The 21,629-nt window shown below is 45.5% G+C and carries 21 protein-coding genes; 7 read left to right on the top strand and 14 right to left on the bottom strand.

Translation table 11 applies throughout. From position 1 onward, the window contains the following. Positions 1–69 precede the first annotated feature (69 nt). The 4 genes from IX91_RS23505 to IX91_RS23490 all read right to left on the bottom strand — a co-directional run bounded on the left by IX91_RS23505 (position 70) and on the right by IX91_RS23490 (position 2,811). Positions 70–678: a redoxin family protein gene (locus IX91_RS23505; RefSeq protein WP_004749455.1), complete on the bottom strand. Its 609-nt coding sequence runs from the start codon at positions 676–678 to the stop codon at positions 70–72. A gap of 2 nt (positions 679–680) precedes the next feature. Continuing rightward, positions 681–1,187 carry a thiol peroxidase gene (tpx, locus tag IX91_RS23500; RefSeq protein WP_206536185.1) on the bottom strand — a complete coding sequence of 169 codons (507 nt, stop codon included), beginning with the start codon at positions 1,185–1,187 and terminating at the stop codon, positions 681–683. Between the two features lie 357 nt (positions 1,188–1,544). Next, on the bottom strand, positions 1,545–2,030 hold the full coding sequence (locus IX91_RS23495; protein ID WP_004744221.1) for a hypothetical protein: 486 nt from the start codon (positions 2,028–2,030) through the stop codon (positions 1,545–1,547). Then, complete coding sequence (locus tag IX91_RS23490; protein ID WP_038197562.1) at positions 2,017–2,811, bottom strand: winged helix-turn-helix domain-containing protein; 795 nt, start codon at positions 2,809–2,811, stop codon at positions 2,017–2,019. The genes IX91_RS23495 and IX91_RS23490 overlap by 14 nt, the downstream gene beginning before the upstream one ends. A gap of 1,347 nt (positions 2,812–4,158) precedes the next feature. On the opposite strand from IX91_RS23490, the gene IX91_RS23485 reads away from it, so the two are divergent. Next, on the top strand, positions 4,159–4,860 hold the full coding sequence (locus IX91_RS23485; protein WP_004744223.1) for a carotenoid biosynthesis protein: 702 nt from the start codon (positions 4,159–4,161) through the stop codon (positions 4,858–4,860). A gap of 127 nt (positions 4,861–4,987) precedes the next feature. Here the strand turns inward: IX91_RS23485 and IX91_RS23480 are convergent, their stop codons facing one another. After that, a complete protein-coding gene (locus tag IX91_RS23480) occupies positions 4,988–5,812 on the bottom strand; it encodes a LysR family transcriptional regulator (RefSeq protein ID WP_004744224.1) in 825 nt (274 codons plus the stop codon). Between the two features lie 89 nt (positions 5,813–5,901). On the opposite strand from IX91_RS23480, the gene IX91_RS23475 reads away from it, so the two are divergent. The 3 genes from IX91_RS23475 (at position 5,902) to IX91_RS23465 (ending at position 7,965) form a co-directional block, all read left to right on the top strand. Next, positions 5,902–6,276: a hypothetical protein gene (locus IX91_RS23475; RefSeq protein WP_004744225.1), complete on the top strand. Its 375-nt coding sequence runs from the start codon at positions 5,902–5,904 to the stop codon at positions 6,274–6,276. A 399-nt stretch (positions 6,277–6,675) separates the two neighbouring features. Beyond that, a complete protein-coding gene (locus tag IX91_RS23470; RefSeq protein WP_004744227.1) occupies positions 6,676–7,137 on the top strand; it encodes a VOC family protein in 462 nt (153 codons plus the stop codon). Between the two features lie 153 nt (positions 7,138–7,290). Then, positions 7,291–7,965 (top strand): glutathione S-transferase N-terminal domain-containing protein, encoded by a 675-nt coding sequence (locus tag IX91_RS23465; RefSeq protein ID WP_038197563.1) that lies wholly within the window; start codon positions 7,291–7,293, stop codon positions 7,963–7,965. A 24-nt stretch (positions 7,966–7,989) separates the two neighbouring features. Here the strand turns inward: IX91_RS23465 and IX91_RS23460 are convergent, their stop codons facing one another. The 6 genes from IX91_RS23460 to IX91_RS23435 all read right to left on the bottom strand — a co-directional run bounded on the left by IX91_RS23460 (position 7,990) and on the right by IX91_RS23435 (position 13,308). Beyond that, positions 7,990–8,607: a LysE family translocator gene (locus IX91_RS23460; protein ID WP_004744229.1), complete on the bottom strand. Its 618-nt coding sequence runs from the start codon at positions 8,605–8,607 to the stop codon at positions 7,990–7,992. Positions 8,608–8,751: 144 nt separating this feature from the next. Beyond that, entirely contained in the window at positions 8,752–9,117 is a 366-nt protein-coding gene (locus tag IX91_RS23455) for a cupin domain-containing protein (protein WP_004744230.1), read from the bottom strand. 52 nt (positions 9,118–9,169) lie between these two features. After that, entirely contained in the window at positions 9,170–10,828 is a 1,659-nt protein-coding gene (locus IX91_RS23450) for an SgrR family transcriptional regulator (RefSeq protein WP_004744231.1), read from the bottom strand. Between the two features lie 445 nt (positions 10,829–11,273). Continuing rightward, positions 11,274–11,594: a hypothetical protein gene (locus IX91_RS23445; RefSeq protein WP_004749458.1), complete on the bottom strand. Its 321-nt coding sequence runs from the start codon at positions 11,592–11,594 to the stop codon at positions 11,274–11,276. A 216-nt stretch (positions 11,595–11,810) separates the two neighbouring features. Then, a complete protein-coding gene (locus tag IX91_RS23440) occupies positions 11,811–12,293 on the bottom strand; it encodes a tetratricopeptide repeat protein (protein ID WP_004744233.1) in 483 nt (160 codons plus the stop codon). A gap of 82 nt (positions 12,294–12,375) precedes the next feature. Next, positions 12,376–13,308, bottom strand: a complete 933-nt coding sequence (locus IX91_RS23435; RefSeq protein WP_236643026.1) for a hypothetical protein — start codon at positions 13,306–13,308, stop codon at positions 12,376–12,378. A 479-nt stretch (positions 13,309–13,787) separates the two neighbouring features. Between IX91_RS23435 and IX91_RS23430 the strand changes: the two genes are divergently transcribed. Together IX91_RS23430 and IX91_RS23425 are read left to right on the top strand one after the other, a co-directional pair. Then, positions 13,788–14,399 carry a porin family protein gene (locus IX91_RS23430; RefSeq protein ID WP_236643024.1) on the top strand — a complete coding sequence of 204 codons (612 nt, stop codon included), beginning with the start codon at positions 13,788–13,790 and terminating at the stop codon, positions 14,397–14,399. Positions 14,400–14,520: 121 nt separating this feature from the next. Beyond that, positions 14,521–14,892: a hypothetical protein gene (locus IX91_RS23425; protein ID WP_004744236.1), complete on the top strand. Its 372-nt coding sequence runs from the start codon at positions 14,521–14,523 to the stop codon at positions 14,890–14,892. Positions 14,893–14,995: 103 nt separating this feature from the next. Here IX91_RS23425 and IX91_RS23420 read toward each other — a convergent pair whose 3' ends face one another. The 3 genes from IX91_RS23420 to IX91_RS23410 form a co-directional block, all read right to left on the bottom strand. Further along, positions 14,996–17,863 (bottom strand): HD domain-containing phosphohydrolase, encoded by a 2,868-nt coding sequence (locus IX91_RS23420; protein WP_004744237.1) that lies wholly within the window; start codon positions 17,861–17,863, stop codon positions 14,996–14,998. Positions 17,864–18,015: 152 nt separating this feature from the next. After that, complete coding sequence (locus tag IX91_RS23415; RefSeq protein WP_004744238.1) at positions 18,016–18,627, bottom strand: hypothetical protein; 612 nt, start codon at positions 18,625–18,627, stop codon at positions 18,016–18,018. 287 nt (positions 18,628–18,914) lie between these two features. Then, entirely contained in the window at positions 18,915–19,499 is a 585-nt protein-coding gene (locus IX91_RS23410) for an outer membrane beta-barrel protein (protein WP_004744239.1), read from the bottom strand. 344 nt (positions 19,500–19,843) lie between these two features. Here IX91_RS23410 and IX91_RS23405 point away from each other — a divergent pair, with 344 nt between their 5' ends. Then, positions 19,844–21,349: an aldehyde dehydrogenase family protein gene (locus tag IX91_RS23405; protein WP_004744240.1), complete on the top strand. Its 1,506-nt coding sequence runs from the start codon at positions 19,844–19,846 to the stop codon at positions 21,347–21,349. Positions 21,350–21,629: the final 280 nt, after the last annotated feature.

The raw sequence follows: 21,629 nt of genomic DNA, 5'->3' as shown, positions 1-21,629 counted from the left end.
TGTCACTCATACATAAAAAGCGGCATCAAGCACGGGAGAGAAGGCGCTCGATGCCGAAAATAGCCACCGTTAGATATGGCGTTTCGCAATCGCTACAGCGGTGTTCAAATCCGGCAATTGCGTCAGCTCTGGAACGCGTTGGATATGCAGAATACGGTCGTCTTTACCTACGACGATAATGGCACGCGATAACAAGCCCAATTCTTCGATATGGGCGCCTGTTTGTTGGCCAAATTCGTGCTTGTATGAATCAGAAAGAAACGCGACCTTCTGGCTTAACTTTTGCTCAGAGATAAAACGCGCTTGAGCAAACGGAGTGTCAGCACTCACATTAATGAATTCAAGCTGATCCGCGTATTCAGCATGTTTTTCAGCCAGTGTATTAAACACGACGGCCTGTTCCACACACACAGGCGTATCAACCGACACCAATAGGTTGTAGATTCGAACTTTACCACTGCCTTGAGTCTCGACAGGTTTCAACGCTGAATTGGCCAGTGTCATGGCCGGAATAAGGTCACCGACTTTGACGGCATGGCCGCCTAGCGTGAAGGTCGTAGAATGTTCCAACGTGACATTCTGATCCTCTCCTAACTCCGCGGTTTGTTGTGTCACATCGTAACCTGCGTAAGCGGCACCGGACATGATCATGGCAAGTAACACTAATGCGCGCTTCATGATCATTCTCCCTTTACCGCGGCAATGGCTTGCTGATAATTTGGCTCGTCAGCAATTTCACTCACTAACTGTGAATGCAACACCTGACGCTGCTCATCGAGTACAACCACTGCACGCGAAGTCAGACCGCGCAACGCACCGTCTGCAATCGCTACACCGTAACTTTGAGCAAACTCTGGCGAGCGGAAACACGAAGCAATAGACACTTGATGTAACTTGTGTCGCTCGACAAAACGAGCAAGTGCAAATGGGAGATCAGCAGAGACACACAAGACGACAGTGTTGTCCAAGGTTTTTGCCGCTTCATTGAATGATCGAATACTATCAGCGCACGTCGGCGTATCCGCACTTGGGAAAATGTTGAGCACCAATTTTTTCCCATTAAAACGCTCAATGCTGATATCAGCCAATGTTTGGTCACACAGAGTAAACTCTGGGGCTTGCTCCCCTTTTTGCGGTAGTTGACCGTTTACAGAAACCGGGTTCCCTAAGAATGTTACTGACATAATTACCTCTTTTATGTACACATAGTGCATTCACTTTGATGAGTTCACTCGTTAATATCAGGATGTTGAGCAATCCAAACGAGCGACCCTTAGAACGAGGCACATGGTGTCAAAATACTCATTAGTTCCATAGTGAACTAATCAAAACCTTTATGATTCACACCTATGTGATTGTTTTTATTGATGAATAAGCACTATCCTTGATGATCTCATGCAAGAGGAAATCGTGCGTGTCTTACTTGAGCCAGAAGTCACTGATGAGGCGCTGAAGTGATCCTGGGTGGAATCAAACAACAGGTCGAATTTAAGGTAAAAAAAAGCACCGCAAAAAGCGGTGCTGATTTGAAATACGGCGTGGTTTTATTTTCGACGCGTGATGCATTTCACCCCACCCTCAAGTAACTTCGTATAACAAAGGACTTTGCGGTTGTGATGAATGATCTGCAACATTTCGTTATTGAGACGCCTCATAGCATGAGCCTCAACCTGAATCACGTTGTTCGCAGGCATAGGCGCATCTATCGGTAGTGAAAACTCCGTAAACTGTACCAAATTATCACTATAAAAATCCGTAAAGTAACTAAAGTACAGTCCGCGTTGTCCATCTTCTATCACACGACTCGTGTGGGACTTTTGATTGAAAAACAAACGATGGTTAATCGTGTGGTAATCCTCGATTAAAAACACATCGCCGCTTAACGTCACATTAAGCGTGCCACTGTAGAAAAGTTGACTTGTTTTTCCATTCATGAAGTCAGGTACATCGGCAATTTTGAGCGCTACGTTCGTCAGCGTAGCGAGACCTGCTAGGGAAAAAAATACCAGCAATACTCTATTGACAGACATCGCGTACCATTCCTCCCATTAGGTAAAAGTTCTCCTGCAAATCAAAGGTAAAGTTTCTGACTTCTTGATCTCCCGTCGATTTACAGCGGTAGACACAGGAAAGATAATAATTACTGACACCTGTGGAAATCAGCAGATCGGTTACAGGCGTCCCTTCGAGGTGGGCGCTTTCATCACGGAAATAATGATAGAGTGTTTTACTCGCAGGGTTGTCGAGGAACCTAAACGTCCTCTCATCTTGTGTCTCAGTGATCCAACGATCCAACGGCACATTCCAACCGAATGTCCAACGATTCACAGCCTGAGCAGTCTGAAACAAAAATACGACAGCGAAAAACAGCGCCAGCAATGCTTTCAGTTGTTGGTGATAATGATGCTCTTCTGCGTCACGGGACGTTGCCGCAACCGTTGCCTCTTCCGGCGCACAAACGGCAACTTCAGGCAATTGCTGATGCTCAGGCTCTGCCAACTGCACGACATTTTCAAACAGCATGTAGCCACGCGAAGGGATGGTTTTGATGTACTTTTGCTCTTTGCCATTATCACCCAGTGCTAGTCGCAACTGAGCAATACATTGGGTCAAACTGTTATCGGAGACAATACGATCACCCCAAACTTGAGTAAACAGCTCTTTTTTCGGTACAACCTGACCTTGATTCGCGATCAAAACTTCTAACACTCGGCACTCTGTGCCTTTCAGTTTTTTGCCATTCAAGGATTTCACATTAACCAGTTGTTCCCGGGCAAGAGGATACAACTGCCACAAAGATTCGCAGTTCATACACGTACAATTAGTCAATCTACAACTTCTTAGGTGCGACACCTAAGGCTAAGATCGTCCTTGATAGGCCATCGATAGCCGATTTGCTCCCTTGGGAGCACGTGACTCCATCCTAGAGTACGTCATTAAGCCTAGCCATAGGTAACGGTTGCTCTTCGCTGCAGACAGGTCGGCTTGCAGGTAAAAAATCCCCGCACCATGTACTTCAGCTTTATGGAAAGAAGCCCGTTTTTGGGCGTACGATACCCGCTCAATTTATAAAAAACAATAATAAAATATTACCATTTGATATAAAAAGTAAATGACTGTATACCATCTAGTTCTAAGGCTCTAAATAGCAAAACACCCTTAACATTAGCCATACAATCCAACAACACGTTTTAATTAATTGATTATTATTCAAAGACTTGAGATAAAATCACTTGATGGTAATTTAATATTACTCTCACATTTTATCGCCTAACTGAAGTCGGGGGATCGATCCCATCACAGGCCACAGAGCACAAAATAACGGCCTATCACAACTGTAACGAAATCTGAATTTCCGTAAATCAACGGCAATTCGCAGTGAGGATAACCACATCGACTATGCCGAGGTAGTTCTCAAAATGATATTCAGAGTTTCCATATGGAAACAATGAAGTTCGACTCGCGACTGCCAGTGACACCACTCATATGGTTGAGTTCCCCGTCATCTCTCGTGAGCAATAAAAAAGCCACATCATCCGATGTGGCTTTCTTGAAGCCGCTGACCAAGCGTCCTTGGAAAGCGCACTGACCCACAGTCTAGACACCTCCAACCAAAAGTGAAGAAAAACAACATTCTTCAGCGAAATTTCTGAAGCAAGATTCATTTATATCAGAAATACCTAGCGCAATTCACTCGAACAGATGCCCCCTTCACCAGATTGCCAGCGTCAGATCACTATCGAGGCCAACATAATGGCGGACCCATTTATCAGTGACGCGACCTACATGCCAATTCGATATATTATCTAATTGGGCAACTCGAATATTTCCCTGTTGTCTCTAAATTGATACTGATTAGACCAGACAACAAATTTTTTATGATACTTTGTTGCGCTTTATTATTACAGCTCGACTGATATCAATTAATTCGCACCATCTTTCATTGTGCTTAATTGCTATCATGACTTTTAATTTGAAAAATAAGAGTATCATATGAAGCATAGAACCTCTTTATTCTTGCTTGCAATCACCATTGTTTATATTGTTTATTCATTCATTCGGGGTTATACCGATATAAATATCTCGAGTATATTTACCCCACTAATATTGCTCCCGTTTGCAATCATTCACGGTAGTATGTACTGTGGAGTAAAGAAAATGTCTTATTTCTTTCTTCTAGTCTTTATTGTCAGTGTTTTCTACGAAAGCGTCAGCGTTTCAAGTGGATTTCCTTTCGGTCACTACTATTATTCTGATAGGCTAGGTACCAAAATATTTGACGTGCCATTGGCAATCATGCCGACCTATTTCAGTTTGGGCTATGTTTCTTGGTTTATATCAATGATCCTGCTCAATCAGTTTGATAAACCGATCCCAACGGTAAGCAAAGCCATCATCATCTCCCTGGTTGCCTCATTTGTCATGGTTTCATGGGATGTCGTGATGGACCCAGTGAATTCGCTCATCAAATCTTTGTGGGTCTGGACCGATCGTGGTGTGTATTTTGGCGTGCCTTTAAGTAATTTCTTTGGTTGGTTTTTGTGCGTCTTTACCTTTTATTTGCCTTTCACATTATGGTGCTACAACGATAAAGTGCATTTGAAACAGATCCCAACCCATGGCTACCTATACCTGCCCTCAATCGTTTACATTACCATCATGTCGAAATACATCCTTTGCTTCTTGTTCAAAGACAGCGTTGATGTCACCACGTTGCATGGCGAAGTTTTTAGTTCCAAAGACGTTTATGGGAGTGTCATGCTTATTGGTCTCTTTACCATGCTACCGATCGGCATCCAATCTATCTATAAGATCTACCGACACCGCAATCATTCGCTCCATGCGACAACAGCGCTTTAATTCACACAATACGGTACCCTGTTACCTGGCGCTCGCGTTGCCTGACAACATAAGTACCGTATTCGCCTCACGACGCAGCCACCTTACAAAAACAACCTGCTAGAGCGCAAAAAAATCGGCTGCGACGTTAGAGTTGAATATGAAGAATCCTCTTCATTTCACTGGTGATGATCGCGGATATTTCTAGCAAATTCTTTGGTAAAGGCGATTGAAAAGGGTAGGTAATGTATATGTTGTGGCAATCTTGATACTTCTCTAGAATCGTCACATCACACATTGAATTCGCCTTGAAGTAGTAATCTGGCACAATGCCTACACCAATACCATTCTCCAAGAAGGTGATCAGCAATGGCACATTATCCACTTCGATAGTTCCATTGTAGTTGTTCGCGACTGTCTCTTTATGACGGAACTTCTCATAGACAATCAGAGTATCTCCGCGACTCTTTTTTGAACTGACTAAAATGTTGCTAAATGTCCCAATATTGTGAGCAATGAGGCTTTCATCGCGGATGCTGCCGATCCTAATCGCCATATCTATATTGCCCTCAATCAAGTTTTCCACCTTATTCGTTGCAATAATTCTAAAAGAGACGTTGGGGAAACTGCACTTCAGTTTTTTCAAGATATCGATAAACAATGAGGCCGCAATGGAGCTCGGCATTGTAATCGTGAACTTACCACTCATCTCATCGTTCATGGTCGACGTCTTGTAACTCAATTCATTTAGATTGGCGAGTAACTCAAGGGCCGTTTCCTTAAGGCTCTCTCCTTTTGGGGTGAGAGAAATGTTACGAGTGGTTCGATAGAGCAATTTCACGCCAATCGATGCCTCCAGATCGGCGATATGACGACTAATATGAGCTTTTGATTTACCAAGTTCATTAGCGGCTTTGGTAATCGAGAGGTGCTTGCATACAGCGGCGAAGCTTATCAGTTCATTATTCATCATAGTTAGATCATTGTTCCCTATATGTAACACTATGTCACGTTGTTTTCATTACTGGCTATTGATATAAATCATTCCAAGGAGGGGGAATAATGTTAAGACTACATGAAGAAATCCTTATTAGGAAACAAACCAATGAATTTCTTATCGCATTATCCAAAAATGAACTCAGCCAGTTTAATATTGTTAGCTGTTCGATTAAAGGAATCAATGTCAATGAAATTCACCATATTAACATTCAGAAAAATGAACAATTAGTTGAAGTAAAAGACAACCAGATTACAAACTATGTCGCCATTATAGGAAGTCTGCCTAGATTAGCTCAACCGACAAAGTTCGTCATTACGTTAGAGTTCATCAATGACGATTTAATTCCACAACTCAACACCATAAGGATTAATGATTATGACGATAACGCGCTCTTATTCGAAACAATATTACTTAAATCTAAGGGGTTTATTGATTAATAAACTCGTCAAGTTCATCAAAGGTTATATTGAATTAGTCAGCCAACTGAAACCATACAATATCGAGGTGTACTATGCTTATCGTAAAAATGATTAAACGCACTTTGTTAAAGTTAAAACCTACCCCAAAACGCTATCAACACTTGGAACCAGAATCTAAATCAGCCCATGTTCTTCGCGATTTGGGGTTAGACTAATCAATCCTAACGTCTAAACCACTCGATTCAGGATTCAGGTTGATTTCAAGCGCGCTTTCAACCTTGGCCAAAGTAGACAATCTCTACCCTAAGACTATTCAGTTTTGACGAAAACTGTTTTTACATTTCCCCCCCTTCTCTTGGCCGTCACCCGTCGCGTATTGTTGCACACAAGTTTTCTTATCAGTCACAAGGTAGTCACATGCGCATAAAGGCCATCGATCATTTTACAATCAGAACCTCCGACTTAGAAATGACCGCTCAGTTTTTTGAACAATGCATAGGGCTTCACCGTGGTCCACGCCCGCAATTTGCATTTCCAGGGGCATGGATGTACAACGACGACGGACACCCTATACTGCACTTAGTGTCGCTGCCAGAGGGGCATATTCCCGAAGCGCTCGTCGCTTATTTAGGGAATAAAGGCGCTCAATCTGGCTCAGGAGCCATCGACCATGTCTCTTTCAAAGGACACGACCTAGCCTCGACTCAGCAGCACTTTGTACACCAGAAAGTTCCGTTTCGAGAACGTGTGATCCCACAAATCAATGAACATCAGATCTTTCTCGACGATCCCAACGGTATAACAATTGAAATCATTTTTCCTTTTTCCCCTAGCAACAAGATAGTCGGTACTCCCCTACCAGTCGTCGATGTCATTTAGTGCGAACGTTGGCTCAAAGCACTCTCTACTCTACTTTGCGAGTGAGAAAAGTGATAGACACTCGCCCTCTTCAAGGGGATTGAACTCCGCCTCCACATACTCTAATGTCAGAAACAACGTGAATGCCAATCGAGCGATGCAGAAGGAGAGCGCATGATTACACTGTATGAATTAGCGGGAGAACAAGGGGTAAACTTCAGTCCATATTGCTGGAGAACCCGGATGGCGCTTCAACACAAAGGGCTGCCATTCACAACGGTCGATGTCGGGTTTACCGAAATAGACGAGGCTTCACAAGGCCTATTTCACACCCTTCCTTTCATTCACGATGATCACAATCGCCGTATTGGAGGCTCATTTGAGATCGCCGAGTATCTCGAAAACGCCTACCCTGATACACCCTCACTATTCTCCTCGCAACAAGGTAAAACGCTGGCGTTATTCTTTGAGAAGTGGGCAAGAACCTTACACACCGATATCGCGCGTATCGCGATTTTCGATATCTTCAATAAACTCAAGGATCGAGACAAAGCTTACTTCAGGGCCTCACGTGAAAAAGCGCTCGGAGACTCGCTAGAAAACGTGCAATCAAACTGTCAATCCGCGTCCACAGCGCAGCTCACAGACAAACTGCAATTGCTGGAGCAACATCTTAAAGATCTCCCCTTTGTCGGTGGTGAAGCGCCACTTTATGCCGATTACATTGTTTATGGCACATTAAGGTGGTTATTCACCGTCAGCGAAAACGTCAAGCTCACCCACCTAGGCCCCCACATTCAAACATGGTATCTTCAACTAGACAGTAAGCACTCCCCCAATGAAACCTAGATGCCCAACAAGCTCGTGACTCGATTACCGATTTTTTAGCGCCAGCGCGCCAGCCGCCCCTAATAGAAGGACACCGCTTCCTCTTGTGACAGACAGCAATGATAGTCGTGTTGTCGAGGCCAGGTGGCGGGCTAAACAGGCATAGAGCATCACCAGAGTAAAATCCAACACCGCCATGGATGGACACATGATCAGCAGTTGTGGCAGAACTGGCGTATGTATGTCGATGAATTGAGGGAAGAACGCCGTAAAGAAAACGATGGCTTTAGGGTTGCCCGCGGCGACCATAAAACCTGACCAAAACAGTTTATAATTAGAGACAACGTCGCCAACGGACTCTGGCTCTTCAATGGCCGTTGGTCTTGCAAGCAACATTTTAAGCCCCATAAAACATAAAGTGATGACCCCGAACACTTTAATAACTGCAAACGCAAACTCGGAATTGGCGATCACTACCCCTAAACCTAAGGCCACCAAAAGCATTTGTATCCCATTGGCAGTGATATCCCCCAATGCGGTATAAAAGACACGTCGATGCCCAAAACGAAGCGCATGAGCGATCCCTAGAAATATGCTCGGTCCTGGAGTCACCGTTAAGATCAGCGATGCGGCCATAAAACCAAGCCATACTTGAAAGTCCATTTTGCGTACCCCTTTAATTAACGCCTATATAAGCCGCTGCGAACAACATTCAATGTCAAGTGTGTTGAGCTGAGCACGACCGTCAGCCTCGCCGCGTTCTAACCCTCTCCCTGCGGGAAAAAGGGTCAATTGCTCAGTGAAAGCTTAGAGCCAAGACTGATGCTCGAGTGACACCGTTCTGTCACACTCCGTTTCACCTGTATGTGCAGTTGACTCAGGTTCAATCATCATGAAATGAGTGTCTGGCAACGCTTTAGGGCAATGTTCGACGCCCTTCGGTACCACGAACATCTCTCCTTCGTTCAACACCACATCCCCATCTCTTAATTGAAGCGTCAGTTGCCCTTTCAGCACTAAGAACAATTCATCTTCATTCTCGTGGGCATGCCAAACCAGTTCGCCACTCCCTTTCGCGATCTTCACCAACTGACCATTTGATTGGCCAACAATTTTGGGTGTCCATTCTTCATCAAACAAACGAAACTTCTCTGACAAATTGATTTTTTCCATTTTCACCTCGTAATCCATACGTTTCACTGTCGACTGAGTAACAAAACCCAGGTCACTCTAACCACATATTGGCTAAAGACATCAATCCCATGTTTCCAGTTTCTGTCCCGTACACGTTATCTGCTCTTTGATACACAACATGGTCGCGCCATAAGGGGCAAAAATGGTAGTTTTGGATCAACCAATCTTCAGCGCGATATAGCTTTTGCAAAAAATCCTGACTGTGTTCACTTTCCTGCATTAACGTATCCACAAAACTCAACAGACTTTGCTGAGCCGGGTGGGACAAACAGCGCGCAAACACGTCTCCACACAACAACCACTCGTAATATTGAAAAGTCAGATCATCGCCAAACGCATAGCAATCATAGACGATATCGACCTCGCTACCCGCCACATCTTCGTCAGGGTCGTGGATCCGCACTTCAATCCCTTTTTCTTGTAAAGCGCTCAATAGAGGCTTCACTTCAGCTCGATGGACGCATCTCACTTCAACTACCACAGGTCTAGAAGGCTTCAACCTAGTTTGGTCAAACAAGTGAAACCCTTTATCCTGATGACAATCCATGACACTGTTCGCCGCTTGGCGTGAGGTTCGCTCCAGAAAGCCGCGGCTATGGTACACAACCCAGCTCCGCTCAGCGGTCGATAGGGCATGCTCATGGTGTCGAAACTGGAGGACAGTACACCCACTCTGCTCAATGACCTCCTGATCTTGCTCCAGTTCCTCATCCGTCAGGTAAGATTCCGTAACATGCATCGACCCAGCGGGTAAGGCTTCATTTGTCCAAAATTCCGCACGCTCAATTTCACCTCCCAATCCAAAGTAATGCTGATTTCGCACTAAACTCCAATGTTGACTCTCTAGGCGTTCAACAGCATACGCCCCCGTCCCTTGCGGAACCTCAGAACGAAAGTCAAAAATGGCGCTATGGGCGTCTGCCAATAGATGAAGAAAAACCGGATCGTTTTGACGCAAAACAAACACCACCCATTGGCCATCCACGTCGATACGCACCAAATGGCGAAATAGAATCTGGTATGGATGTACCGTATCACGTCGCATCTCAAAGTTCGCTTGAACCCATTCTGGTGTTAGGCGCTCACCGTTATGAAACGTAATATTGTTGCGAATTCGAACGCGAATTTGGCACTCACTCAATCGTAACTGATGGCCGAGATGTGGGTAAATTTGTTGGTGTTTACTGTCATACCGCAAGAGTGTGTCAAATACACTCTCGATCAACAAAATTGAACGCGTTGACAGGGCACAATGGGGCCGCCATTCAGGCAAATCGTATGGCACAAGATACATCAATGTATTTTGCTCACGTAAGGTTTGTCGAGCACTATCAAGCCAATAGGGCATGCGTTCTTGAAACAGCCCAACTCGACCGAACTGCTCTGCCAATCTATAGGCCTGATTCAGATTTCCATTCTGAGCCAGTTGCTCCAGTTGCTCAGTCAAAGCCTCTTCAAAACTTTTTAACAAGGTGAACTGCGAATGATGCCCCCTGCCCCGGCCTGGTACCCAACTTATCACCCCCAACTTTTGTAATGAGGTCATTAGCTTACTAACATTGCGCTCTGAACAAACTAATAGCTCAGCAAGTTGGGAAATATTGACACCACTCGCTATTTGCACCGAAAACTGACTTTCGAGCTGCTTAACACGCTTCAATTGACTGGATGAAAGGAAACAGGATTGCACGATACCTACTCTATTATTGTTACTTACCCTAACCGCCACTCCTCACTCAGTGTCGCTCTCTTGAGCTCCTAGATAGCGACTACAGCGGCAACCACAGACCAACGACGAAACCGAAGAAAAAGACGTAAGGCCACCGATATGATTTGCGCGACACACCTACAACGTGTGCAACGTTTGGTTCAATCAAATAACGTTTTGCATTCAGCGTATAAAACGTATAGTCGAGTGGGTTCATTGTCGTACTCCTGGCAACTTGCTGTAAACGTGCTAAGCAGTATGCGGAGTGAATAACGAACTAAGAACGATCACTTGAATGAATATGGTTCACCTTTTACGCCATGGCACCTTCACGGTCTATGTAAGAGGGCGTTCGCGCACCAAACGACTGCCAATACTCATTCTCTCATCCCCTCCTCATTAAGAGATGACCGTCAGGTTCGCCTCGTTAATAGCTTAGAACTAACTCACAACGGACCACATCCGAATCACGCAGTATTGTGTGAGCCTCTCGAATCGCCACGCAAAAACCATCAATATCCAAATCACACAACGCCACTAGGTGTCGCGCCGCATCCCTCGCTCGCGGATAGTGCAGCAGAGCGTTATATCGACAATGGGTAAATCGTTTGCTGTCATAGCAACCATTCACAAAAATAACGAGCGCTAACGCCTCTGTAGACCTGCGCTCTATCGCCTTAATGGACTTTGAGAATTCGTCCAATGCTAAATTGACGTTTTGATCGATAGATTTTTTGGATAACCACATGTTTACCCACCAAGCGATGCATATGAGTTTAAGATGGCTCAGTCATTGATGACACAAACACATTGCCCCAATCAATCCAAGTATGGTCCTAACCCTGTCGAGAAAAGGAGAGATGCATCCCAGAACGAGCCCCCCGACCGCAAAACGTCCTAAAGCCCCCACAATTAGTGTCCCAAACCCCTCACCTTCCACACTTAACACTCTGTCCCTGCACACTCACCAAGTTCGATCAAGATCATTTGCGTACAAAGCAATCGCGCGTTGATACTCTTTGATCTCTGCCTTGTCGGTTGTCGACAGTAACAGCTTCAACAGCAACGACACCGCTTCCTTGTGACGTCCCAAATTATACAAGCACATCGCATAGAAAGGCTGAACTTCCAACGCGTCCGGATAAGCGACCAGCGTTTGCTCAAAAAAATCGAGCGCCTCGTGATATTGCCCCAAACTTCGGTAAGTACTGGCCAAACCAAACAGAGTATCAAAACGCTCATCTGAGGACAGTGAACCGGAAAGGGCTTGTAGGTAGTGCTCAATCGCCCTTCGCTCTTTTCCTTCGTTGTCATACGACCAGGCTATATGCAGGTGTGCGCGTGCCGCAAACACTTCATTTGAGAGCAGACTTGCTAACGTATCTCGTGATGCTTGGTACTGCTTTTGTTCACGCAATGCAATTGCTTTCATCAATATCGATTCCATACATCGTTTTCCTTTCAGGGATACCACCGTGCTAACGCACTTAAGCGCCAAACCACGCCAACTTGTCATAATTTTCGCGGCTCTAACCATCAACTTGCGCGAGCGTGTAGTTGCGTAGCGTTACGTCATCAATACTACTTATTTTAATAGTTTGGTGGGGCAAACGCTCTCCTTTGTTCCTCGCCGCCAAGTAGTCAAGACAAAATGGGATCAAGGCGACGCCTTTCACTCTGGCGATAGACCGATCTTTCACCCGAACGTGATGCTCATACTCAGCCATAATTCGCGGCTTGTGGCGCAAGCTAAAATAATCCACTTTGAATATGTCAAAGGACACATCCACAACGATATCGAGCTCGAACTCCAAGCCAATATCCCCAGCTCCAAAATAGATTGGTTGGCTAAATTCCGCTTTGACCGCCCCACACTCTCCCATTCCAATGATATGGGCCATGTTATCATCATTGGGGATCAGTAAATCGCAGATCTGTAAACCAATCACATGCTCTTTTAGCGCATGTGACAGCCGCTTTCCTGCAGACACCGCGAGCGCTTGAAAACGTGATATCGCCAGAAAATGCTGACCGGTTGCGATCCCCCGGTCCAATCGTCTTAACAAGCTCTGAACATCGTTACGCTTAATAAAATCGATCAACTGACCACAGCACGTAATGTGAGCGTGCGGCTTACACGCTTGACTCAGTGCCTCGTCTTTCGAAATGATGACAGTAGGCACTCCATCACCTGCGTGCTCGAGTACTTGAGAAACATAACCTTTCAGACGTTCTGACTCACTGCGGAGAAATTGACTCACAGGTAACTGAGCATGATAAGCGGCCATGAAATATTTCGTCTCTGACTCATCTAAGGGCAACGTGTCCTGGTTAATCGCCCGAAACCATGTCAGAAACTGACGTTCAGAAGCTTGTAAGATCTCCCGATAGCTCGCTTCGATGGTACGTTTTACTGTCCCAAGTTCTTTACTCTTCGGGCCTGATTGGTTGCGTTGTATCAAGGCCTCTATCCTCGACAAATACTCCGTGGTCTTGTTCTCAAACCAGCGCAATCGTTGAAGCCGCATAGAATCCGAGAACACTGGTGGCGAATAGAGCTTGACTTCATTTGCCTCTATAAGCCTCGATAGAGCCTGGCGATCTTTATGGAGCAAGAGATCCTCGTTCGCCTCGAGATCCGTATTTAGGACCAAACAAATCACCGTTGACCTCACTTAAAGTATTCGAAGTTATGCGTATCAAGATGCTAATTTATTGCATCTTGTCATGCAGATGAAACCTCCCGGTAAAGAAAGTCCCAATCCCCAACCAAACGCGTCTGATATCACTGAAACGGCATTGATAGAATTAACATCAAGACCCTCCCTCCGACCGTAGGCCGACGCAGTGTCCATGGTCGAGTGATTTCCCTTCTCCCGTAGCGTGAAAGGGAGCAGATCCACGGATTTTCGTTACACCAATTCACTGTAGATAGAGAGGAATGATGATGAAGAAAATAATACTTTTGGCCGCGATCCTACCGGCATCGGTTTCTGCACAGACGTTTGACGGCTTTTACGTCGGTGCTGGCTTCGGCACAACCGACTACAGTGAAGATCGCTACTTGGATGACAACATTGCGGGGGCATACTCGTTCGACGAGTCCTCGACGACCAAGCTGATTGCAGGCTATGCCTTTAACAGAATCATCAGTATTGAGGCGCAGTACACAAACTATGGCGACATAGACGTCAAACCCCAATTGAACACTCTCTCCGATTTTACAATGGAGCATAGCTCCTTTACATTAGCGGCAAATGTTGGCTATACCTTTGACAATGGCGTGCGTCCTTTTGCCACCGCGGGACTGGGTTCCATCTCACTCGACAATAAATCGAGTAGACTGAGTGAATCTGACACCGGCACTGCTTATCGACTTGGTCTCGGCGTCGACTACACGCCGCCTCAATTCGGGGGGATCACCGTCAGAGCAGCGTACGAAGCAGATGTTTATGAAGTGGAAGTACAAAAAAACTACGGTTTCTTCCGCCAAACCAAAACCTACACACCGACCATTGGTACTTTTTACTTAGCGGCGAGCTATACATTCTGATCCCTTGGCGGTGGCTTAGCACCGCCTTGGCAATTTATTGGAAGTATTAACTCTCCAACAATGATCACCGTCAAGTCGCTTCAAGGTGAGCGTCTTTCACACAAGAAGAGGAAAAATAGGAGTGTACATACGATTCATCGCCAGTATGGAAGAAGAAAAAAAACTTCAACATACCCACGGAATCATTACTCAAGCAAAACTGATGCTAGACGAAGGATTGATTCTTTACTCTTACCACCGAGAGCAATTAGACGCGATTTTCGAACAACTGAATGATACCCTGCCGTGCCCTCCTTTTGAGCATTCAAATTGGCCTAACAATGCGATCTCTTGGTTTCTCGATTCGAGTACGAGCTTTGTGGCACTGATGTACGAGCTCAAGCATATTCTTGAGGAATACGACACCATCGTGACTGTACTTCAATACCAGGACGTCGGTACCGTCCTATATCGAGACGCATATCAAGTCGTCGCGAAATCAAGCCAATTGTAAAGAAAACTCAACCCGACCGAGTCATTTCGCTCGTTAAGTGAAGGCGTTCCAGCGAAACATGGCTGCCTGTTTGACCTTTGAACCACGTTCTTCCCCCCTCACTCTAGTGTTGCGGCCTCTCGACACGGTCTAAATAACGTTCGACGTCCACACCATCAATTTGGTCTGCGCGCATGAATTGATTAGCAAATCTCAGATATACCCCAGACGAGAGAAACAACGCAAACAGATCGGCATCCAAATGCTGGTTGTTGACCATGTGGCTCATAATTTCAATCGACTCCGACAATGATTTAGCCTTCTTATATGGACGGTCTGTACTGGTTAAAGCTTCAAAAACATCTGCGATTGCCATTATCCGTGCGGTGATTGGCATCTGCTCTTTGACTAACCCCATCGGATAGCCTTTGCCATCCACTCTCTCATGGTGACCACCCGCGATCGCGGCAACACCTCGCATGTGTTTCGGAAAAGGCAGAGACTCAAGGATTTTAATCGTCTGAATAATGTGATCATTGATGATAAAACGCTCCTCATCGGCTAACGTGCCCCGTCGAATAGACAGATTGTACATTTCCCCCTGATTCGCTTGGTATTCCGTCGGCTTCATGGTAAATCGCGCTTCGTTTGTAGGGGGAAAATCCCAAGGGATCAAGTGTTCGGGTTTATCACTTAGCAGTCCCTCTTTCACAGGCAAAGTGTCAGTTTTAGGATAGCGCTGTTTCTCTACCCAAGACAATCCCGCCGTTTTACTCAGAGTTCGTGTCCAAGTTCTACTCGCGATACGCTCTAGTCGCTCAAGATCTGAGTCGCTGACAAATTCTGCCCCTAAATTCATTTCCGCGATAAACGCAAAGTCAGCATCGATATCTCGATGCACCTGATCTAATTTCTCACGCTGTTCTTCGGACAGTTTCGAAGTGTTTTGACGGAGTATGTCTATTTCATGGTCTCGTTTAAGCACCTCAAAGCGCATCCGAATTTCGTGTATTCGATTGTAGATCGTCTCGAGTTTAGTGGCTTTATCCACCACATGCTCGGGTGTGGTGATTTTGCCGCAGTCATGCAACCAGCTAGCCATCTTCAGTTCTTCCCATTGCTCAGAAGTTAAACTAAAGTGTTGAAAGGCTTCGATCTTCGAGTCCTCCGCAGCTTGAGTCAACCATTCGGTAATCACCGGAACACGTTGACAATGATGACCAGTGTAAGGTGACTTCTTATCGAGCGACCCCGCAAACACCTGAATGAATGAATCCAGTAACGCTTTTTGCGTGTCAAGCATGTCATGAGTTTCAATCGCCACCGAGGTAAAGCCCAACAAAGTCTGCAAATAGTCGGCGTATTGAGCATAATGTCTCGAAGCATTCGCGTACGGATAGAGTAAACCGAGTGAACCGACCACCTCCCCTGAACGCCCTTTAATCGGTATACAAACAACCTCACAGCGGTCGTAAAAAAGGGGCAGTTTCAGGTGAGGCACTTCATCTACCGTAAATGTCGCGGTCTGCTTTGCTACAAAGATCTCTCTAACAAAGCGCGTCGCTTCAGAGACCGGGATAGGCGAAGCACTAATGTCTGACGAATTGCCTTGGTCACACCAAAGCATGCTTGGCACCAAGCACTTAACTTCCGTATCAAGCAGGTACAATAACACCCCCTGCGCTTCTACCGCTTGCGCGACCTCACGACACACCATACTAAGCATGTCGTCCAAATTGTCTTCACGCGCTATCTTGTGCGTCAAACTGACAAATTGCCGTATGGTCGTTTGCGTCGACATCTGCGCGTCGTTAAGTTGCTGTATCTCGCGAATCACGCTCCGCTCCAAAGCGCCACTGTCAAGCTTAAACCCTTCTATGTCTTTCGCTTTTTCTGTCGCTCGCTGGATAGGTTTAGAAATAAATTTTGAAATGACGTAAATCATGGGAACCATGAGGACGAGTACCAGTAATGACCCATACAAAGTCTGTTGCTTGATAAGAGCGCCTTTGTTGAACAACGCGTTGGCTTTAGATGCCATCAATAAATGAACATGCTCGCTGTTTAAAGGCCGTATTGTCACTATTTGACCAATCCACTGTTCGTTATTGTATTCGAATTCCCCCAGTTGACCACGTTCCGCATTTTCTTCGATAGCATGGGGCACCACTTGATTGGTCACCATCTCAATATGAGTGATCACTCCCTGGGAAGACGTTGGTGGCTGAGCACTATCACTCAAGGCGAGAATTTGTCCCGAGTCGTTGTAAAGCACTCGGAGTGAGGAATCATTTGTGAGTGTATCCGCCAAAGATCGGCGTAAATCGTCAAGTAAGACATCGGCAGAAATGATCACTCCTGACGAACTTTGCCGATAGATTTTCAGCCCTAAGGATTCAGGACCTGGCAACAATAGAGGCTTGGAAATGAGGTTGGTGCTTTGATTTGCTTGCTCAAACCACGAACTCGTTTTGTACAAAATCCGCTTGTCATTGGGCCGCGTTTCTAACACCTTCAGTTCTTGACTCATGATCTGTATCTGACTCGAAAGATCATTAGAGACAGTCAGTACATAACGCGCCGACGCTGAAGCAGCAATTCTCTGCCTCATGACAGGATCTCTGATCCGCATTACCGAAAAAAAATCACCCGAAGGGTAATAGAAAGAGTACGCATTCACGTGCTCGAATTCCTCAAGGAGATGCGCGATTTCCGGGAGCAGTTGTTGGCTTGCGAGCTCAGCAACTTCATGGAGTGCGTGACTTTTCGAATACGTTCCCAGTGCAGAAAAAGCCGTTTTGTAGTGATGATTTAACTGATGGCGTGTTTCAGCAGCGACACGAGTAAAAATCTTATTGTTGGCTTCAACAATCAGCGTCGATAAGCCCCGACTCGCTAACCCGATCTGAATAACGGAGGTTAAAATCACAACCAGGATAATCACCGTCGCTAAGTGAACATGGATCGGCAAAGTGAGGCGTTTCGCTGTCATTGACGGCACTCCAATAGAGATTATTCTCCATTAAAGCGTAGACTTTTTATGTTTGTTTATTTTTAAACAGACTGGATATTCATTTTATATTTCAATAACGTGAACACGATCAGTATGAGTCGTTACCCTAGATGGTGAACGGCTACGACGCGCTAGAACGAGAACTGAAGACCCAGTTCGTAACCGACCTCTGCAGCATCACGCTTGGCATACTCGAACCCTGCAACCAGACCAAACACAGAACCAAACTGAAAAACGTTATCTACCTTAAATTCGTCTCTGTCGAGAGCCAAAAAATCTCGTTGATAGGAGATCCCAAGTAACCAATGACGCGCGATCTGCTTTCTAAGCATGGCTTTGCAGTAAGTTCCGCGCTCAGAAAAAGAGGGGCTATAATCACTGTCCGCACGGTAATTAACGGCCCCACACGACACAGAGCCGGCAACAGCGCCCCCAAAACGACCAATGACGCCACCGCCAGCTTGCCACGCATCCACCTCGGAACTGAATCGAGTGAGAAAATCCGCATTTCCTTCCACAAAGACGCTGTCAAACAGTTGAGCACTTACATCCAAATAAAGCCCCCCTAACGTTTTTGTCTCTTGGTTGTCATACTGGTTGTTCAGGTAAGGTTTCAGCGCCCCTGAATGAAAATTAGCGCCCTTATAGCCAAATCCGATATGTGAGAAATTATCCACGATTTCACTGGACGCCTGACTCGTCAGGGGAAACATGAACATAAACGGAATGAGTTTTTTAAACATAGATGTTGACCTTGTCTTTCAGGCAGAGAGGACTGGGGGTCAGACGGCACGACAACGCAACCCTAAGAACTGCTTTGTTAACATACCGTCTCACCAATCCCATAATGGCGACACCGTTGCAAAAAGACAGCGGTGTGTAGGACGTTGTTCCACATCATTTAAGTCGACATCAATAGATTGTGACATCAAGCTCAGCTTTGAATTTATGCAAATCGCTGCATTTGGTTCTTGAGCGGGCCGCGTTCGCTGTTTGAATTCAAGCCTGTTTTATTCTGTGGGGTTGCAGACTAAAAACGAAGCGCCACTCCGGCATACAGAGCATTGGTGTCCTCTTCAAGGACACGATATCCCCCTTTAATCGCCAGTTGCTGAGTAACATCAAAGCCCAGCTCACCGCCAAATGTTAAGCCAGAGTCATCCACTTTGTTTGAAAAATCTTGCTGAAAAGTTTGTCCATTGATGGTGTATGAGGCACTGCCTTTTGCGTCCAACCTCGTATAACCTACTTGGGCGGATAGATAGAAGCGATCAATGTAATACTTCGGCTTATAATTCAAACTCACACCCGTAATTTCAATGTTCCCGGAGCCAATGATGTTCAATGCAGGGAACGTATATTTTACACTTCCCGCATCAAAATACTCGAGTTCAACACCATGCTTGAAGGCACTCGAGGAAGGAAACACGTAACCCACTTGAATCGCATATCCCGCGTCTTCTTCTTTCTGCGCCGAAGGCAGATCGAGAAAGCTAGCTTGAAGATAGTCCACTCCGAGGTAAATACCATTCAGCCGCTCATTGGCGTGTACTGGCGTGATATTTCCTACGCCTACTAATAGGGAAATTAATAGTGTTGTTGCACGTGTTTTCATTATCATCTCTCGTATTTAATTATTATGACGAGCATAACCCAGACCGACCAATGACATCGGACAATATAGCCAGCCGTTTAGGACACCAGATTAAAATATGAAAACACTGCTTCCAAAAACAAACAAAAATAACGAAAAAATACGGCTTACCTTGTCAGTACAAATGAGACATATATCAATATCAATTCAGACTTTAATAAATTAAAATTCATTTATGTCATTGTTTTACATAAACTTAAAATCCACACAAAGCATGTATAAAACAGGTTTAATATTTTATTACCTAACAAATACTGGATAATTTTCTACGGAATTTAAATCCGATAAATTTGAGGGTAAGCATAATGTTATACGCAAAACCAAATACAGATGGTGCTATTATTCATTTTAAGAAAAAGTACCTCAACTATATAGGTGGGGAATGGGTATCCCCTGTCAAAGAGCAATATTTTTCAAACACTTCACCAGTGGATAATCGAGAGTTTTGTCAAATCCCTGCGTCGACGAAAGAAGACGTCGACCTCGCTGTAGACGTTGCGCACAAAGCACTGGCAACGTGGTCTAAAACTTCCGTTACAGAACGCTCAAATCTTCTACTAAAAATTGCCGATCGCATTGAGGCCAACAGCGAAATGCTGGCCGTGGCGGAAACTTGGGACAATGGTAAACCTGTTCGCGAGACCTTAGCCGCTGATTTGCCGTTAGTGGTGGATCATTTTCGCTACTTTGCAGGTTGTATTCGAGCTCAAGAAGGCACAGCCGCTGAACTAGACAATCAAACGACCACTTACCATTTTCCTGAACCTATTGGGGTAGTGGGTCAAATCATCCCGTGGAATTTCCCGTTGTTAATGGCAGCGTGGAAATTGGCTCCGGCGTTGGCTTCAGGTTGCTGTGTGGTGTTAAAACCCGCAGAACAAACACCGGCCTCCATCCTGGTAATGATGGAACTGCTAGACGATTTGCTTCCTGCCGGCGTTATCAATGTTGTCAACGGCTTTGGTGCTGATGCCGGTCAAGCGCTGGCAACACACAAACGTATTGCTAAGATTGCATTTACAGGTTCAACCGAAGTCGGCCAACAGGTGCTCAAATGTGCGGCAGACAACTTGATCCCATCAACAGTTGAACTAGGCGGCAAGTCACCAAACATCTTCATGGCTGATATTTTTGATCACGAAGACAGCTATGTCGATAAATGTGTTGAAGGTGTCCTCCTTGCGTTTTTCAACCAAGGTGAAGTATGCACCTGCCCTTCTCGTTTATTAATTCAAGAGTCGATTTATGATCGCTTTATGGCGAAACTTATTGAACGAATGAAGACCATTGTTCAAGGCAACCCATTAGATACCGACACTCAAGTTGGTTCCCAAGTGTCACAAGAGCAGTTCAACAAGATTCGCCGTTACATTCAGCTTGGGTTAGATGAAGGGGCAGAGCTACTGGTCGGTGGTAACAGTCACGAGGAAAATGGTTACTTCATCGAACCGACACTGCTAAAAGGCAGCAACGAGATGCGAATTTTCCAAGAAGAAATTTTTGGCCCGGTCGTTGCGGTTACCACATTCAAAACGGTAGACGAGGCACTTGAGATCGCTAACGCCACCGAATACGGTTTAGGGGCAGGGATCTGGACTAGAGACAACAACACTGCATACCATATGGCTCGTCAAATCGAAGCGGGTCGTGTCTGGGTCAACTGCTACCATGCTTACCCAGCCCACGCTGCGTTTGGCGGGTACAAAAAATCAGGTATTGGTCGCGAGACACACAAAATGATGCTGGGTCATTACCAAAATACCAAGAACATGATTGTCAGTTATAGCGTCAATCCGCTGGGTTTCTTCTAACGAGATCGCACCCCCACTTGCCCGGCGCATTGCCGGGCATTTTATCCGAACAAAACATGGGGTAACGCCTCTGTCTTGATTGACCTCGAACCGCGCACGATCATGGGTCTACGGCACAGCAGCAGAACCAACGACTAAGTTAACTTATCGACAAATCAACGAGCCAACACAGTAGGGAAATAAAGGGGAAGGCTCTCTCCAGTCAGGTCATCTGAAGAGAGCAGGTTGACCAGTCAGTCGCTACGCAGTGAGTTAGCTAACCGGTCAAAACTTAAGTGAC

It is taken from the genome of Vibrio tubiashii ATCC 19109 (assembly GCF_000772105.1).
In the GTDB taxonomy this organism is placed as follows: Bacteria; Pseudomonadota; Gammaproteobacteria; order Enterobacterales; family Vibrionaceae; genus Vibrio; species Vibrio tubiashii.
The sequence above is the reverse complement of the archived record's forward strand: the minus strand, read 5'-3'. Positions and strand labels throughout refer to the sequence as shown.